The sequence below is a fragment of the Allobaileyella intestinalis genome (assembly GCF_009695865.1).
Lineage (GTDB): Bacteria > Bacillota > Clostridia > Peptostreptococcales > Anaerovoracaceae > Allobaileyella > Allobaileyella intestinalis.
This window is the reverse complement of the sequence record NZ_VUNB01000003.1, coordinates 116,337-133,054: the sequence shown is the minus strand read 5'-3', so window position 1 is coordinate 133,054 and position 16,718 is coordinate 116,337. Positions and strand designations below refer to the sequence as shown.

The following is a 16,718-nucleotide window of genomic DNA, read 5'->3' as shown; positions in this document are numbered from 1 at the left end:
ATATGAAAACAAGACACAACTCAAAAGCAGCGTACTTTCTGCTGATTATATTTTACGTAGTCATGACGGCTGTTATGTTTGCAATTGGAATGCTTTCAAACAGCGGCAAGACTTATACTGTATTTCTGTACGTGGTGGCCGGACTGTGGCTTTTGATGGCATACAGGGAATACCACGCATGGCAGCTGGACAGAGACAGATTTGAAACACCAGTATATGTAGATAATCTGGCTACCAGAGGCGGAAACAGAGTGGGAAAGAACAAGAAGAAAAAGAAGGCAGAGAACAGAAAGAAGAAATAATAAGACAGACATAAGTGTTCTAAGAGGAATATTTCCTGCTCGCAATGTAGCAAAATATGGCAAAAAAATACCCGCCGTCAATTCACAAAATGGATTGGCGGCGGTTTTGCGTTACATATTCTGGTTATTCATATATTCTGTAATGAATTTCTTTTGAGATTCTGCTTCCTTACTGTCCGGATCTATGATGGCGTGGTCAATGAGGGTTCTGATGGTATCGTACAGATAAGGCTTGTATTCGCTGAAGGTTACTGGCTCACCTTTCAGTATGATGTTGTAGCAAGTGGAGTTGATCATCTCAAGGATGGTAAATATGAGAAGAAGAGGCTCTCTTACAACTATCTCCTCTTTATCAAACTCTTCCATCAGGAACTGCTGGAAACTCTGTACTTCCTCATTGTCCTTTGCTGCTGTAGTGGATTTGACCAGCATGCCCCAGCTCAGATTCTTTGAAATGAATTTGAGAAGTGAGATGTTCTTGGAAAGATAATTAATAACGTAGTCAGTTACGAAAATTATCTTATCGGCAATATCCATTGAAGGATCTCCGTTCTGAGCTCTCTCCTTCTGTTCTTTCTTGAGAGCCTGGGCAGCTTTATTAAGGAGAATGGCAGACTGATTGACGATGAGCTGTTCCCTTATCTCCCCTTTGTCCTTAAAGTACAGATAGAATGTACCTTTTCCTACATCTGCCTTTGTGGCAATATTATCAATTGTTGTTTTGGAAAAACCTACTGTGGTAAATAGTTCGTATGCGCTCTTCAGAAGGTCATTCCGTTTTTTTCTTTTCTTTAGTTCGTTTTTTCCCATCAATATCACTCTTCCAATTTCAAATGAGCCGGAAACATCCTTTTTAACATTTCACGGCTTTATCCAGCTAAATACTACCATCGTACTGACTGCGGGTCAAGGAAAGAAACGACTGAATATGAATTCTAGTCATTTTATAACCCTTGAAATATTAAGGAAAACTTAAAAACTGAATATTATTCAGAAATTTTAAAGAAAAATGTTGACCAATAGTCATCGTAGTGCTATTCTCTACACTGGAAACAAAAAGTGAAAGTTAGTCAGCTGTTTCCGTGATGAATTTATATTTTTATTGCTTTATCTAATTTATATATGAGGGGGATGATCTGATGAATCTGGGCCAGAAGGTAGTAAAACACCGGCGAATCATTCTGATTGTTGCGGTGATATTGCTGATACCAGCCGTCATCGGAATGAGGGCAACTAGAATCAACTACGATATGCTCACCTATCTGCCTGATGACATTGAGACCATGAAGGGTCAGGAAATGCTTCAGAAAGATTTTGGCAAGGGCGGATTCTCGCTGGTAGTAGTTGAGAACATGAAGACCAGCGATGTAAGCAAACTGAAATCAGATATTGAGAAGGTCAAGCATGTAGACAGCGTTGTAAGTCTGGAAGATGTTCTTGATCCTACAATTCCGCAGGAAATGCTGCCAACTGAGATCAGGAACAACATTCACAATAAAGATGCCAGCATGCTGGTTGTTTTCTTCAAGACTTCTACATCTGATGACAGAACTCTTGAAGCTATAGATCAGATAAGAGGCCTGGCAAAGAAAGACGTTTATGTATCAGGACTGAGCTCTCTGGTTTCGGATCTGAAGACCCTGTGTCAGCAGGAGGAACCAAAGTATGTAGGCATAGCTGTTCTCCTGTCCCTGGCCGCAATGATGCTTCTCCTGGATTCATACGCAGCTCCGTTTATTTTCCTGTTAAGTATCGGAATGGCGATCCTGTACAACATGGGAACAAACGTGTTTTTCGGAGAGATTTCCTACATTACCAAAGCCATAGCAGCGGTGCTTCAGCTGGGAGTAACCATGGATTATTCCATCTTCTTGTGGCACAGCTATGCAGAAAAGCTTGAAAAATTAGGGGGAGATGAGCACCGGCTGGACGCCATGGAGGAAGCTATCAACGATACTCTGACCGCCGTAACCGGATCTTCAATAACAACTATTGCCGGATTCCTGGCTCTCTGTTTCATGACATATAAGATGGGAATGGACCTGGGAATCGTAATGGCCAAGGGATGTGCACTGGGAGTTATCGCCAGCGTAACCATACTTCCTTGCATGATTCTGGCATCAGGAAACATTCTTAACAAAACTGTTCACAGAAGTCTGATCCCTGACTGCTCGAAGCTGGCCCACGGCCTTACCAGCAGATACGGCATTTACATTGCAATATTCATTCTCCTTGTTGTTCCGGCAGTTCACGGATATAACAACGAGAACATAGTATATGATTTTTCAAAGATGCTGGCCAGCAACTCAAAACAGCTTGACCTGGGAGATGATTCCTTCATGGTAGCAAATGATAAGCTGGAGAAGGATTTCAACATCGGAACGACCCATCTGATCATTGCAGATTCAAGCATGTCCCCAAAGGACGGAAGAGCAATGTCCGATGAGATCAAGAAGGTTGACGGAGTAGATAACGTACTGGGAATGGATTCATTCCTTGGAACATCAATTCCGAGACAGATGCTTCCAGATCAGATCACAAATTCCCTTACAGCCAAGGGGCACCAGCTTATAATGGTAAACTCCAAATACAAGGTGTCTACTGATGAGTGCAACAAACAGGTAGATCAGCTGAAGAGCATCACAAAGAAATACGACAAGGGTGCCAAGGTCATCGGCGAGGCTGCAGCAACAAAGGATCTGATCCAGATTACGAATAAGGACTTCAAGGTAGTAAGCCTCATATCCATTGCAGCAGTATTTGTGATAATCCTGCTGGTACTGAAGTCGGCATCACTGCCATTTATACTGGTAGCGGCCATAGAGTTCGCCATCTACGTGAACCTGGGAATTCCAGGATATACCGGCCTTGAACTTCCGTTCATCGTTCCGGTCTGCATCAGCACGATCCAGCTGGGCTCAACAGTAGACTATGCGATCCTGATGTCCACTAGATATAAACAAGAAAGAATGTCTGGCAAAACCAAGAGAGATGCAATTCAGATTGCCACAGCAACATCCATTCCATCAGTAATGGTAAGTGCTCTTGGATTCTTCACAGCCACATTCGGAGTATCAATTTACTCCAACATAGGAATTATCAGCACATTCTGCCAGCTCATGGCAAGAGGTGCAATAATCAGTATGCTTACAGTAATACTCCTTCTCCCTTCCCTGCTCATGGCTTTGGACAAGGTCATCTGCAAGACCACAAAGGGACTGAAGGAAGTATACGCCAGGGAACACGGAAACAGCGGTTCGGAAGCCGCAGCGCAGTAGTTATCTGAGGGGGTAAAAAAATGAAACGAAAGATCGAAAGGAAAGGGGCAGATCGGAAGATCTCAGTGGCAGGAAAAATCGGAGCCACAACTCTGGCAGTTGCCATGATAGCTACTTCTTTTGTAGGAGCAGCCGGTGCAGGAACATATGCAGCATCGAAAAACGACAAAAGCAGCTCGCAAGCCGCAAACACAGGAAGCTACAGCGATGTTTTTTCCCCGAACTCTACTTCTCAGAAGGATAAGAGCGAGACGGTCTACGCCGTACTTGACGCAGAGGGAAACAAAGAGAAAGTCGTTGTTAACGAGTGGCTCACAAACAAGAATGGTGCAAAAGAGATCAGCGACACCTCTGATCTGAAGGATATCAAGAACACTTCAGGAAACCAGAAGTTCACAAAGGACGGAGATAAGGTGACATGGAAGGCCGACGGTTCTGACATCCACTACCAGGGAACTACGGGAAAACAGCTTCCTGTTGATGTGGCAGTTTCCTATTACCTGAACGGTGAACAGGTTTCTGCAAAAGATATTGCCGGAAAGAGCGGCGATGTGGAAATCCACTTTGATTACAAGGTTAACAGAAGCGAGCTGGCAGATGGATCTTCCGTTACAAAGCCTTACACTATGGCAAGTGCGGTAATGCTGGACAACAGCCACTTCACAAATGTGACAGTTGACAACGGCAAGGTTGTAAATGACGGCAATACCAGCATGTGCATCGGAATTGCCTTCCCTGGCCTGGCAGGAAATCTGGGACTTGGTGCTACTGGAGTAAGCATTCCTGATAGTGTCGTAATCAAGGCTCATACTGACAAGTTCCAGATCGACGGAACTTACACAGCAGCTATGTCTGGTGTGATGAGCGATATTGATACTTCCGCAACTGGAAATGTTGAAAGCAAGGTAAGCCAGCTGGAGAGCGGGCTGGATCAGCTGGTAAGCGCATCTGACAAGCTGATGAGCGGTACAGATCAGCTGAAGGCTGGAATCGACCAGCTCAACGCAGGAGCAGGGACGCTGAAAAACGGTACTCAGGAACTGGCTTTAGGTGCGGATCAGCTGGACAAGAGCGTAAAAGCAAGCGGAAACGACCTGAGCTCACAGATACAGGTACTGACACCAGATCAGATTAATGCGTATGGAGCACAGGCGCAGGCAGTGGCCGAGGCCGACAAGGACGAGAAAATCGACGCTGGCGCCCAGCAGGTGACTGACGGCATCATGAACAGCGCTGTCAAGGAAACAGCATATCAGTCCGCATATAATTCGGTCGTAGGTGTTCTGGTACAGAATGCCGGTGCTACGAGCATCGGCCAGCTCCCTGCGGATGCTCAGAAAAAGATCACGACGGCAGCAAATGATGCAGCGACTGAAGCAGCCAAAGAGGCCAGCGAGAATACCACCGTTTCCGGAGGTATCAAAGCCGGCGTAAAGACCGCGATGACACAGACTGCCGGGGCCGCCGCCAACAAAGCGACAGTTACCACGGCCACGACTTTCAATGAGAAGACCAAGGTCGCAGCCCAGAAGCTTAATGCAAGTATGAGCGCCCTTTCTCAGGGTACTGGAAAACTCAATGCCGGAGCCAGCAAGCTCAACAGCGGAGCCGGAGACCTGTACACAGGTACAAACAAGCTGACTGCTGGTGCAGCCACTCTGGACAGCGGAATGGCCCAGTTCAACAAGGAAGGCATCCACAAGATGGCAGATACACTTAACGGTTCTCAGCTTCTTACAATAGGAAAGAGAATCAAGGCTGCTGCTGATGCAGACAGAATCGAATACCTGATAGGCGGCAAGTCCGCAGGCATGTCTGGAGAGAGCAAGATCATCTACAAGACAGCCGAAGTAAAATAGCCCCTCAAATTAATTCTTTATATGAAGACCCCGGAGCACTGAATGTTCAGGCTCCGGGGTCTTCGTATGCATTGAATTTTTTTAACAGTGCCATGGTATATGGAAAATGTTCAAAATTATTTAAGGCGGCTGGAAAATTGCCATGGTATATGAAAAAAATCCCATACCATGGAACTCCGGAAGAAAGCTACTTAGAGCACAACTTTTGCGGCGCCGTACATTCCTGCCAGTCCGCCCAGCTGGGCCAGTGCGAACCTTGTATCAACTGAGGCGTGGAAGGCGTTCTGCCTGAAGCCTTCCTCAATTTCTTTCAGCAGAGGTTCTCCTGCCAGCGAGATTCCCCCTCCTATTACATAAACCTCAGGGTCGTAGACACATGAAACATAAGAAAGAGCTTTTCCAATGTAAAAGCCGGTTTCCTTCCGCACCTGGGCGGCCAGTCTGTCGCCATCCCGGGCGGCGTCAAAAACGTCTTTTGCGGTAAGCCTGTCGTAGGCCATGCGCCGAAGGATGTCGGAGCTCTGAGGGTATTCTTTTAAAAGTTCCATGGCTCTTCGAACGATGCCGGCAGAAGCCACACGCTGTTCCAGGCAGCCCGTTCCGCCGCAGCTGCATTTTTCTCCCCAGCCGTCAAAGACTTTCAGGTGGCCGATCTCTCCCGCAGCACCGTGAGCACCATTGATTATTTTTCCATCATAAACTATGCCTGCACCTACACCTGTGCCTATGCTGACGAAAACCTGGCTGGAGGAACCCTGTCCCCCGCCCTGCCACATTTCACCAAGGGCTGCAAGGTTTGCATCGTTTTCCACTTTGATGTTGGAAATTCCGGTGATCATCTGGAAGGAACGGCCGATGTCCGTAACTCCCCATCCCATGTTGACGCATTGGTTAACAGTGCTGTGGTCAGTTACGGCGCCTGGAACACCAATGCCCACTCCCGCCAGGTTTTCGGGGCTTAGCCCGTGGCTTTTCAGCATTACGTGCATGGAGAGACCCAGATGAGGAAAAAGCTCATCGGGATCAGTCATGCCTTCAGTTTCCACGGTGGTGTGTTCCAGAAGATTGCAGGAAGGTTCTTGATCCGGGTCCTTCCCGCTGATGGCCGGGCTGTTTGACTTCAGCTGGAAAAGTCCCAGCTTGGCGGTGGTGGCTCCAATATCTATTCCGAAGGTGTACTGCATTACGTAAACTCCTATAGTAGTTTTTTAACATTAACAGGTAATTGTTAACGCCGAATTAACATGATGACCGTTTTTGAATTAACATCCGGACCCTAGAATAACAATGAACCCGGAAAGGTCATCAAAAGCGAATGGCTTGAGGGTTCAGGAGCTGAAACCTGGCGGCTGTGAAGTGACACGGCCTGAAAGCCCGGTAACAGCTTAAATCCGACATCAATATTTTAATATATTTTACTACTAAAAGGAGAACAAAATGAAAGAAAGAACGAAGAGCAAGGTGTTTAAAGTTCTGGCACTTTCCTGCGTACTTGCAATGGCAGGAGCAGTTTTCACAGGCTGCGGAAGCCAGAAACAGGAAAATGAGGCAGTAAAAGGATCTTTGACTGCTTCAGGTTCATCGGCACTGCAGCCCCTGGCACAGCAGGCAGCTGATGATTTTACAGCAGAAAACCCTGATGCTTCAATCACTATTAACGGAGGAGGTTCAGGAACTGGACTGCAGCAGGTTTCAGACGGATCTGTAGACATCGGAAACTCTGATGTATACGCAGAAGAGAAGCTGGATGCAGATCAGGCAAAGGCACTGAAGGATCACAAGGTTGCAACAATAACAGTAGCTGCAGTAGTTAACAAGGACCTTGGCGTTAAGGACCTTACAACAGACCAGCTGACAAAGATCTTCACAGGACAGATCACCAACTGGAAGGACGTTGGGGGACCAGATGAGCAGATCATGCTTGTAACAAGACCTGCATCTTCAGGAACAAGAGCGCTGTTCAAACAGTATGCTATCGGCGGACAGGAAGAAGCTTCCAATTCTGCTCTTGAAACAGATGACTCCGGCACACTGATGGAAACCGTTAAGAAGAACAAGGGTGCAATCGGATATGTAGCTCTCTCCTACCTGGTTAACGAGAAGGAAGTTACAGGAGTTGCCATCGACGGTGTAAAGCCTACTCTGAAGAACACTTACAGCGGCAAGTACAACGTATGGGGTTACGAGCACATGTACACAAAGGGAGAGCCAAACAAGATCTCCAAGGCATTCATCGACTATCTGACCAGCGATGATTACGCACAGAACGTAGAAAAGCTGGGATACGGCGCAATCTCCAAGATGAGCGACAAGGCAGTTAAGAATCACGAGAAATAAGCCAACCAACACATTATCCATAAAACAGCCGGAGGCGCGGGGCACAGTGTGCAGCCGCGCCCTTCGGCAAGTATGGGAAGTTTTATAGAGACAATGCAATTCCCATGAAGATAATCAAGACATCCGGAGTAAAGGCCGGATCAAGGAGGATGAACAATATGTTCAAAAAGGAATATCTGGGACGGGGTCTGGTGACTCTGTGCGGAATATTCATTATTGCACTGACCTTAGCCATAAGCATTTTCCTTCTGATAAAAGGCACAGATGTGTTCAGATTGTTCCACCACAGTGTAGGTGAATTTATGTTCTCGGACAAATGGGCACCAATGGATGTGCCTGGCCAGGGAGGTGGAAAAATCGGAGCCAGAATATATATTCTGGGATCTCTCATGACCTGCGGACTGGCCCTTCTGATTGCCCTGCCCTTCAGCATCTCGGCAGCAATCTTCATTTCAGAAATATCCCCGAAGACAGGATCCAGATTTCTTCAGCCGGCCATCGAGATATTTGTAGGAATTCCTTCAGTAGTTTACGGCTGGGTAGGACTTACAATTCTCGTACCTTTTATAAATGAAAAACTTCACGCCCCAATGGGCGGTTACTCTGTACTGGCCGCAGGAATCGTACTGGCAATAATGATTTTTCCAACTATAACAACAGTTTCGGCAGACGCTCTCAGGGCAGTTCCCGATTCCTACCGCCAGGCAGCATACGGTCTTGGATCCACCAGATGGCAGCTTATTTACAAAGTGTCTGTGCCAGCTGCAAAAAGCGGCATACTCACCGGCGTAATTCTGGGACTTTCCAGAGCCTTCGGCGAGACCCTGGCAGTGGCAATGGTAATCGGAAAAACCAGAGTTTTTCCAAAGGGAATCTTGTATCCTACCAACAACCTTACGGCAGCTATAGCAGCCGATATGGGAAACACAGCGAACGGAGGAGAATATAACGCTGCTCTCTGGGCAATGGCCCTCCTGCTTCTCATAATATCCATGGCGTGCATAGTGATCATACATCTTATAGCCCGCTCAGGAAAAAACAGCTGATGGAGGGGCGGAAATGAACGAGAAAAGTAACAGATACGCAAGAGTGAGAATGACAGACCGGTTCATGACAGGTTTTTTCTACGGCATAGGCGGATTCTTTATCCTTCTGCTGATTGTGCTGGCTGCTTACATAATAATAAAGGGAATATTGAGCATCTATCCGGGAGTTTTCAGCTTTACAAGAAACGGAATTGGAAATCAGTTTTTCAATACAGTTTATCTGGTGCTGCTGTCTCTTCTGATCAGCGTTCCCATTGGTGTTGCAGCAGGAGCTTATCTGGCAGAGTATTCGAAGAACGGTAGAGCCACAGAAATGATAACAATTTCCATTGAGGCTCTCTCATCACTGCCTTCAATAGTTGTGGGCCTGTTCGGTTATCTGGTATTCATCCTGCTTACAGGAATGAGATGGAACCTTTTTGCAGGAGCCCTGGCAGTAACTATACTGAGCCTTCCTACTATTACCACAACTACCAGGGATGCTTTAGTGGCCCTTCCCTCTCATTTCAGAAGCGGAAGTATCGGCCTTGGAGCAACCAGGTGGCAGACACTGTGGCACGTTCTTCTTCCGGCATGCATACCGAGAATTGTGACAGGAATAATTCTGGTGGCAGGAAGAGGATTCGGCGAGGCAGCTGCCCTTCTGTACACAGCAGGACAAAGCACATTTATAAACTGGGCAAACTGGGATCTCAGCTCACCTACCTGCCCTCTTAATCCATTCAGACCTGGAGAAACTCTCTCCCTTCACATCTGGGTAATGAGGACTGAAGGAAGCATGGTATCTCACTCTGTTGAGACAGCCAATGTATCTTCAATGGTTCTGATGATCATGGTCCTTGGATTCAGCCTGCTGGCCAGGTACTTGTCCAGAAAGCTTGATGAGAAGAATAAAGGCGCTTCTAAATAAGATATTGCAGGGTATGTGAAAGTTGGAATAAACAGGAGAAAAGAAATGGAAGGAACAGGAATTATTACAACAATACCTTCAGTGGGAATGAACAGGGAAACAGCAGGAGACTACGAGGGTGAACAGGTCAGGGAGACTTTTACCACATTTTCAGACAGTGCTGCAGAAGGCCAGCTGAAATACACCATCAGGAATCTGGATCTGTTCTACGATAAAACCCAGGCCCTCAAAAACATCAACATGGATATCAAACCAAATCAGGTTACGGCCATGATCGGCCCTTCCGGCTGCGGAAAATCCACCTTGCTTCGTACTTTAAACAGGATGAACGACCTGGTTGAAGGCTGCCGGGTTCAGGGAAAAGTCCTTCTGGACGGAAGGGATATCTATGGTGACATCGACGTAAACCAGCTGCGGCGGAACGTTGGAATGGTTTTCCAGCAGCCTAACCCCTTCCCTATGTCCATATATGACAATGTTGCATACGGTCCCAGAATCCACGGGGAGAGGAACAAGGAAAAACTTGATCAGATTGTAGAGGAGTCTTTGAAAAAAGCAGCCATATGGGATGAATTGAAGGACCGCCTGAAGAAAAGTGCTCTCGGCCTGTCCGGCGGTCAGCAGCAGCGCCTTTGCATTGCAAGAGCCCTGGCCGTAGATCCTGATGTGCTTCTCATGGATGAGCCTACATCTGCTCTGGATCCTATTTCCACAACTATGATTGAAGACCTGATCAACGAGATGAAAGAAAGCTACACAATTGTCATAGTGACCCACAACATGCAGCAAGCCGCAAGAATCTCAGACAAAACAGCATTCTTCCTTCTGGGGGAGATGGTGGAAATGAACGACACAGACATGATATTCGGCCAGCCGGAGGACAAGAGAACAGAAGACTACATTACAGGAAGATTCGGCTAGAAAGAACGTAGTGCTTCAAGGGGTGAAAGACTCCGGGAAATCCGGGATATGATGACATACGGAATCTTTTTTTCCAAAAAAGGAGAATGAAATGAGAAAAAAGTTCGACCAGGAGCTGGAAGCTGTAAAAGAAAATCTGGCGAAGATGGGACTGCTGTGCGAGCAGGGAATCGAAATGGCAATTGAATATATCGAAAAGCCAGACCAGAAGCTGGAAACTTCCATAGCTGAGACGGAGCAGGAAATTGACGACATGGAGAGACAGATCGAGAGCCAGTGTCTTAAGCTGTTCATGAGAGAGCAGCCGGTGGCCAGTGATCTGAGAGCTGTATCAGCGGCAATGAGAATGATTTCAGACCTGGAAAGAATCGGCGACCACGCTGAGGACATTGCTGAGGTGGCAAAATACCTGAACGAAGATGGATCTCCTGCCGGATCCATGAACGAGTTGAAGGAAATGTCCCGGGCCGCTTCTGTCATGGTGCGGAATGCTGTTGAGGCATATGCAAAAAAAGATCTGGATCTTGCCAATCAGGTTGCGGCCAGCGATGACGTGGTGGACAGCTACTTTGAGAAAATCAAAAGGGATATTGCCACTCAGATATCTGAAAACGTGGAATCCGCCCAGCATGGCCTGGACAGCCTGATGGTGGCAAAATACCTGGAGCGAATCGGCGATCACTCTGTGAACCTGGCGGAGTGGGTCCGGTTCATGATCACGGGGAATAAATACTGATTATGAGCGTGAATAAGAAAGAGGAATAAAGAGGAATAAAGAGGAAGGAATTCTTCCTGTTGGTTAAAATCCCGGGCAGCAAGGCTTCCCGGATTTTGTTTTGCTCGGAAAACCAGGTTTGACGAATCTTTTGCAGTTTTAATCAATTTTATTCTGATTCCGGCAGGAAATAATTTAATAATAAAAATACAATAAACATATTGATAATCGATATGCTCTGATGTATTATGCAGGTGAGAGAACATATCGTTTTTCGATATGTGCGGCGTTCTAAAGAACATTTCCTCAACGGGATGAATCTTCGGAATCCCGCAAGCCCGGGCAGGTCGACAAATTTTTTCCCAGGATCGTGAGGTGAATGTCATGAAACATATGATGAGCAGAGAGAATTTCCGATTGAGCGTTACTGAAAAAATAACGGCGTTTTTTACACTGCTGATGATGCTGGCAGGTATTCCGGGGCTGATTGTTTTGTTGATGCAGATTGTTGGGTCTGCTGACAAATCGGCTGTTCAGATTATACATTTTCTGTATATGGTAAGCATGGTGGCCGGGGTTACGACGATTATGGTCAAGATAATGGTGCTGCCTACTAATCCCAAGGAGTTCAAGGCTCGCAGCTGCCGCAGCACATTCAGAAGTTCCGGAAATATTTTCGTTTTCCTGGCTCTGTGGGAGCTGGTATATGCATCTGTAGATGGGGCGAAGACAGGGCTTTTTGAGATTTTCAACCTGGAGATTACATTGCAGCTAATCCTCTTTGTGTTTAATGCCTTTATAATGTACTCAATCGTCCGGTTTCTGGATGTGTATGCTGCTTATGAAGAGGATTCCAGGCTTACGATCTGAGGCCTTAAGGGAATTTCCTGTTGGCAACGACAGAAGAGGCCGGACTTTGAAAGAGATACTGAGCTCTGAATGAAGGCCTTTAATGATGACCTTGAATGAGAAGCTGGGACTTGGAAGGAGACAAACAATATGGCGATAAAGGTGAATCTGGACAGGCTTCTGGAGGACAGGGGTGTAACCATCCGGGAGTTGTCGGATGCCATCGGCATCACGCCGGCAAATCTGTCGGTGTTGAAAAACAACCATGCCAGAGCTATCCGGTTTTCAACTCTGGAGAGCATCTGCAGGTATCTTGGCTGCCAGCCAGGTGAGCTGCTGAACATGGTGGAAGATGAGGAGTCCTGAGGTACTGTTGAGTGGGCAGGCTCAGCCTGCTTTTCTGAATACCCGGATCACTCACTCCGGTTGCCTCGGAATACACCGAGAATTGAAAAAACTGATATCCCGTGGTAGCGTACAAGATTTTTCCTGTGAAGTTACCACGGGATTTCCAACTTGAGAAATCTCGTTGTAACCGCCGGAAAATAATGTCCGGATCCAGAACCCGGAGAACTGGAGAAATTCATTGGAATAGGCTGCCAGCTTTTATTCTTGTAATAATCAGCGATTCGTGGTAACATGATAAACGCATTCGGATACATCGAATGAAGTAGTTTTAAAAGGTAATCATATGTCTCAGTAGCTCAGGGGACAGAGCACCGCTCTCCTAAAGCGGGTGTCGGAGGTTCGAATCCTCTCTGGGACACCATGGAAGATGGAAGAACTGCCGCGTTTTAACAAATGTGGCAGTTCTTTTCTTATATTTTTGAGTAATGTGTCTGGGCACGGGTAACGGGAGCAGTAGAAAAAGCAGAATCGGTCGTTAGTACTGCTCACGACTGGAATCAGGAGCAGTAGAGAAAGCTGAATCGGTCGTTAGTACTGCTCCGTTCGGGTATTAGGAGCAGTAGAGAAAGCGAATTCCGTCGTCAGTACTGCTCGTCCCGGGCAACAGGAGCAGTAGAAAAAGCGGATTCGGTCGTCAGTACTGCTCGCGACTGGAATCTGGAGCAGTAGAGAAAGCGGAATCGGTCGTTAGTACTGCTCCGTTCTGGTATTAGGAGCAGTAGAGAAAGCGGAATCTGTCATTAGTACTGCTCGGCCCGGGTATTAGGAGCAGTAGAGAAAGTGGAACCGGCCAGGAGTACTGCTCGGTCCGGGCATCAGGAGCAGTAGAGAAAGCGGAATCGGTCGTTAGTACTGCTCGGCCCTGGCATCAGGAGCAGTAGAAAAAGCAAATTCGGTCGTTAGTACTGCTCGCGACTGGAATCTGGAGCAGTAGAGAAAGCGGAATCGGTCGTTAGTACTGCCCGGCCCGGGCAACAGGAGCAGTAGAGAAAGCAGAATCGGTCGTTAGTACTGCTCGCGACTGGAATCTGGAGCAGTAGAGAAAGCAGAATCGGCCATTAGTACTGCCCCGTTCGGGTATTAGGAGCAGTAGAGAAAGCAGAATCGGCCAGGAGTACTGCTCGTCCCGGGCATCAGGAGCAGTAGAAGAAGCGGATTCGGTCGTTAGTACTGCTCGACAAGAAATCCTGAACTGTTCCAAGTAGTGTCAGTGGTGCCATATGTTTAATTTGAGCAGTATAAATTCTGATTACGAGAAAAATACTGCTTCATCCGTCCACCCATTCAACTGCTCCATTCCATCGGCATGTGGCCACAAATATGGCAGCCTCTCTCCCCCATTTACAAAAAAATACATACTTCCGGCATCAAAATGCCTTTTTGCTATTTGCTAGTTGAAACACGGAAATACACAGTGCAGAATGCTTTTACGTCGCTTACTGGAGTAAATGGGAAGGGTATTTGCTATGAATGGTTTTACTAATATAAATATCAGAAACATCAGCCCAGACAGTATGAACAGGAATAAGAGTACGGACACCCGCGAATGGTCCCGGAAACTAAGGGATCTTATTTCAAAAACCGAACTGTTTTTGAAAACAGCTCCTGAAGGTTCTGTTTGGAGTTCGAAAAGAAATAATGGAACATTTCAGTATTACTATGTACAGCCTGGAACGAGGATGAGGGTATTTATCCGGCAAAATGATATGGCAATTGCAAGGGAACTGGCTCAGAAGAAGTATGTTTTCATGCTTAACAGAATGGCGATTCAGGGGATGAACAGCCTGAAAATAACGGAGTTTTTTACAGAGGAGGATCTGTATAGAATATATGATGAAGCATATTATCAGCTGTCAGAAGGATTAAGAATTCTTGTTAAACCGTGGAAGGAGCCAAGAGATGTTTTCCTCGAAACATGGGCGTCTCAGACTTATGAGCCTCTGGAACATATGGGCAGAGAAAGAACGCAGGTATCAGATCGTGGTGAGATGATGGGATCCAAGTCGGAGGTTCTGATCGGCAATACCTTTAACAGGCGGAACATCGAATACCATTACGAAAAACCTTTGTTACTTAAGAAAAACAAAATGTTCCGTCCGGATTTCACACTGATGAATATCTACAGCAGGCGTGAGTTGTTTTGGGAGCATCTGGGCATTGTGGATAATGAGCATTACGCATCTAATGCAATGAAAAAGCTCATGATTTATGAACAAAATGATATTTTTATTAATGATCGGTTGATTCTTACCTATGAGACAGCAAATGATCCTCTGAACCTGAGGACCATCAACGAAATCATTGACCAGATCGAGTATATGCTTAAATAACCCACGAGTTTACGGAACGACTCCATACCTGCAAACATGGACCCCTTTGGATGCATATACACCAGAAATCCTCCTGATAAACCCATGGTGCAAGTGTTATTTCAGCCCTGGGAAATCCAGTTGTCTCAAGGCTTCAAACAGCACGATGTTGGCGGAGTTAGAGAGGTTGAAGGACCGCAGGCGGGTTTCCTTGCTCATTGGTATGCGGATGGCCCGATCTTTTCGGGATTCGATGAAGTCACGGGGAAGTCCGGCAGTTTCTTTTCCAAAAAGAAGCATGTCCTCGTCGTGGAAATCGGCTTCCGTGTAGAGCTTTTCACCTTTGGTGGTGGAGAGCCACATCCTGCGGTCTCCGTATTTTTCAAGGAAATCCTCCAGGCTTTCGTGTATCTCCAGCTTCACGTAAGGCCAGTAATCAAGGCCGGCCCGGCGGAGACTCTTCTCGTCCAGGCTGAAGCCAAGGGGCTTGACCAGATGAAGTACGCTGCCTGTTGCAGCAGCGGTGCGGGCGATGTTTCCCGTGTTCGGCGGGATTTCAGGTTCGACGAGTACGATGTGAAGGGACATTTACAACCTCCGTTTTTATGGAATAAAATACAGAACTAATAGTGATTATAACACCAAAATGGAGAGGGAACGCTAGTCGTCAATATTGCCCTGATGCTGATTTTTTTTACGTTCCCCTCGGAAAAGATATAATGAAGATTGAGCATTAAGGCCGGCAGGGTCATAACATTTCAATTTAAAGTTGTATCAATATCCTCTTCTTTTATAGTTGTGTTGGATTCTACAGATTATGGTGTAACCAAAAACCGGGCCGCAGAAATCTGCGACCCGTAAGGAGGAATGCCTGTCACGGCAGACCATATATCTATTTTTCAGCAGCGCCTTTCAGCATTGCCATCAGCTCAGCCAGGTTTGGGCTCTTCCGCTGCAGTTTTTCGCCGGTCTGGATTTTCAGCAGGCCGTCATACTTCTCGTGAGGCAGTACGTAGAATTGATCTTCCTCAATAGCTTTGAACACCAAATCGCCGATGCCGTAAATTGGATATCCGGTCTCGATTACGTATTTAGCCTCAGCCTGGCCCTTTTTGAAGGCCTCGCTCTGATAATAAGGATCCCTTTCATCCTTGAATCTCTCAGGCCTGTACCACTCTGAGTGATCCAGGTTGGTCTGCACGTATCCAGGGCAGAAAACACCCATTGCGATGTCAGCGCCCTGAGCCTGCAGCTCATAGTTCAGGCTCTCAGACAGAGCAACGGCTGCGTGCTTTGTGGCGTAGTAAGGAACCATTCCCGTGAAATTGATGACGCCGGCCACTGAGCATGTGTTCATGATGTTGCAGTGAGTGCCCTGTTCCAGCATTACAGGAATTACCTGTCTCATGAAATAAACGTGAGCCATGAAGTTGGTCTGGACTATCCACTCCCAGTCTCTGAGAGGCAGGTCATAGCCCTTGCCAGGAACGGCAACGCCGGCATTGTTCATGAGCAGGTCGATGTGACCGTATTTTTCGAGAGCGGTTTTTACGACCTTTTCAGTCTCCTCGTAAATGCCCACATCGGCAGTGACCAGAGTGATATCCTCTGCGCCCCACTCCTTAGCCAGGGGATCCAGTTTTGCCAGCTCGTCGCCCATAATATCAACGGCTACGATCTTCATTTTTCTCTGAGCCGCCTGCTTCACGAACTCCTTGCCGAAGCCGTAAGCCGCACCGGTGATAATTGCTACTTTTCCTTCAAAATTCTTCATCGTAATAACC

Annotated in this window: 15 protein-coding genes and 1 tRNA gene; 12 read left to right on the top strand and 4 right to left on the bottom strand. The window is 46.8% G+C overall.

The window, feature by feature from the left end; genetic code table 11:
* Window positions 1-2: 2 nt before the first annotated feature.
* On the top strand, window positions 3-302 hold the full coding sequence (locus FYJ66_RS04080) for a hypothetical protein (RefSeq protein WP_154572238.1): 300 nt from the start codon (window positions 3-5) through the stop codon (window positions 300-302).
* Window positions 303-413: 111 nt separating this feature from the next.
* Here FYJ66_RS04080 and FYJ66_RS04075 read toward each other — a convergent pair whose 3' ends face one another.
* Entirely contained in the window at window positions 414-1,112 is a 699-nt protein-coding gene (locus tag FYJ66_RS04075) for a TetR/AcrR family transcriptional regulator (RefSeq protein WP_154572237.1), read from the bottom strand.
* 329 nt (window positions 1,113-1,441) lie between these two features.
* On the opposite strand from FYJ66_RS04075, the gene FYJ66_RS04070 reads away from it, so the two are divergent.
* Complete coding sequence (locus FYJ66_RS04070) at window positions 1,442-3,580, top strand: efflux RND transporter permease subunit (protein WP_154572236.1); 2,139 nt, start codon at window positions 1,442-1,444, stop codon at window positions 3,578-3,580.
* Window positions 3,581-3,600: 20 nt separating this feature from the next.
* On the top strand, window positions 3,601-5,439 hold the full coding sequence (locus FYJ66_RS04065) for a hypothetical protein (protein WP_154572235.1): 1,839 nt from the start codon (window positions 3,601-3,603) through the stop codon (window positions 5,437-5,439).
* Between the two features lie 191 nt (window positions 5,440-5,630).
* Here FYJ66_RS04065 and FYJ66_RS04060 read toward each other — a convergent pair whose 3' ends face one another.
* Window positions 5,631-6,623, bottom strand: a complete 993-nt coding sequence (locus FYJ66_RS04060; RefSeq protein WP_154572234.1) for an ROK family protein — start codon at window positions 6,621-6,623, stop codon at window positions 5,631-5,633.
* Between the two features lie 253 nt (window positions 6,624-6,876).
* On the opposite strand from FYJ66_RS04060, the gene FYJ66_RS04055 reads away from it, so the two are divergent.
* The 9 genes from FYJ66_RS04055 to FYJ66_RS04015 all read left to right on the top strand — a co-directional run bounded on the left by FYJ66_RS04055 (window position 6,877) and on the right by FYJ66_RS04015 (window position 14,955).
* Window positions 6,877-7,776: a phosphate ABC transporter substrate-binding protein gene (locus tag FYJ66_RS04055; protein WP_154572233.1), complete on the top strand. Its 900-nt coding sequence runs from the start codon at window positions 6,877-6,879 to the stop codon at window positions 7,774-7,776.
* A 158-nt stretch (window positions 7,777-7,934) separates the two neighbouring features.
* Entirely contained in the window at window positions 7,935-8,822 is an 888-nt protein-coding gene (pstC, locus tag FYJ66_RS04050; protein WP_320592556.1) for a phosphate ABC transporter permease subunit PstC, read from the top strand.
* Window positions 8,823-8,835: 13 nt separating this feature from the next.
* Window positions 8,836-9,732 carry a phosphate ABC transporter permease PstA gene (pstA, locus tag FYJ66_RS04045; RefSeq protein ID WP_154572232.1) on the top strand — a complete coding sequence of 299 codons (897 nt, stop codon included), beginning with the start codon at window positions 8,836-8,838 and terminating at the stop codon, window positions 9,730-9,732.
* Window positions 9,733-9,777: 45 nt separating this feature from the next.
* The gene (gene pstB, locus FYJ66_RS04040) at window positions 9,778-10,653 is read left to right on the top strand and encodes a phosphate ABC transporter ATP-binding protein PstB (protein ID WP_235897353.1); all 876 of its coding nucleotides are present in this window, start codon (window positions 9,778-9,780) and stop codon (window positions 10,651-10,653) included.
* A 91-nt stretch (window positions 10,654-10,744) separates the two neighbouring features.
* Window positions 10,745-11,389, top strand: coding sequence for a phosphate signaling complex protein PhoU (gene phoU / locus FYJ66_RS04035; RefSeq protein WP_154572231.1), 645 nt, complete (start codon window positions 10,745-10,747; stop codon window positions 11,387-11,389).
* A 363-nt stretch (window positions 11,390-11,752) separates the two neighbouring features.
* Window positions 11,753-12,238 carry a hypothetical protein gene (locus FYJ66_RS04030; RefSeq protein ID WP_154572230.1) on the top strand — a complete coding sequence of 162 codons (486 nt, stop codon included), beginning with the start codon at window positions 11,753-11,755 and terminating at the stop codon, window positions 12,236-12,238.
* Between the two features lie 129 nt (window positions 12,239-12,367).
* Window positions 12,368-12,583 carry a helix-turn-helix domain-containing protein gene (locus tag FYJ66_RS04025; RefSeq protein WP_154572229.1) on the top strand — a complete coding sequence of 72 codons (216 nt, stop codon included), beginning with the start codon at window positions 12,368-12,370 and terminating at the stop codon, window positions 12,581-12,583.
* A 327-nt stretch (window positions 12,584-12,910) separates the two neighbouring features.
* Window positions 12,911-12,986, top strand: a tRNA-Arg gene (locus FYJ66_RS04020).
* 1,345 nt (window positions 12,987-14,331) lie between these two features.
* Entirely contained in the window at window positions 14,332-14,955 is a 624-nt protein-coding gene (locus FYJ66_RS04015; RefSeq protein WP_154572228.1) for a hypothetical protein, read from the top strand.
* 96 nt (window positions 14,956-15,051) lie between these two features.
* Here FYJ66_RS04015 and trmL read toward each other — a convergent pair whose 3' ends face one another.
* Together trmL and FYJ66_RS04005 are read right to left on the bottom strand one after the other, a co-directional pair.
* Window positions 15,052-15,522, bottom strand: a complete 471-nt coding sequence (trmL, locus tag FYJ66_RS04010; RefSeq protein WP_154572227.1) for a tRNA (uridine(34)/cytosine(34)/5-carboxymethylaminomethyluridine(34)-2'-O)-methyltransferase TrmL — start codon at window positions 15,520-15,522, stop codon at window positions 15,052-15,054.
* A gap of 304 nt (window positions 15,523-15,826) precedes the next feature.
* Window positions 15,827-16,708 carry an SDR family NAD(P)-dependent oxidoreductase gene (locus FYJ66_RS04005; RefSeq protein WP_206156989.1) on the bottom strand — a complete coding sequence of 294 codons (882 nt, stop codon included), beginning with the start codon at window positions 16,706-16,708 and terminating at the stop codon, window positions 15,827-15,829.
* Between the last annotated feature and the right edge of the window lie 10 nt (window positions 16,709-16,718).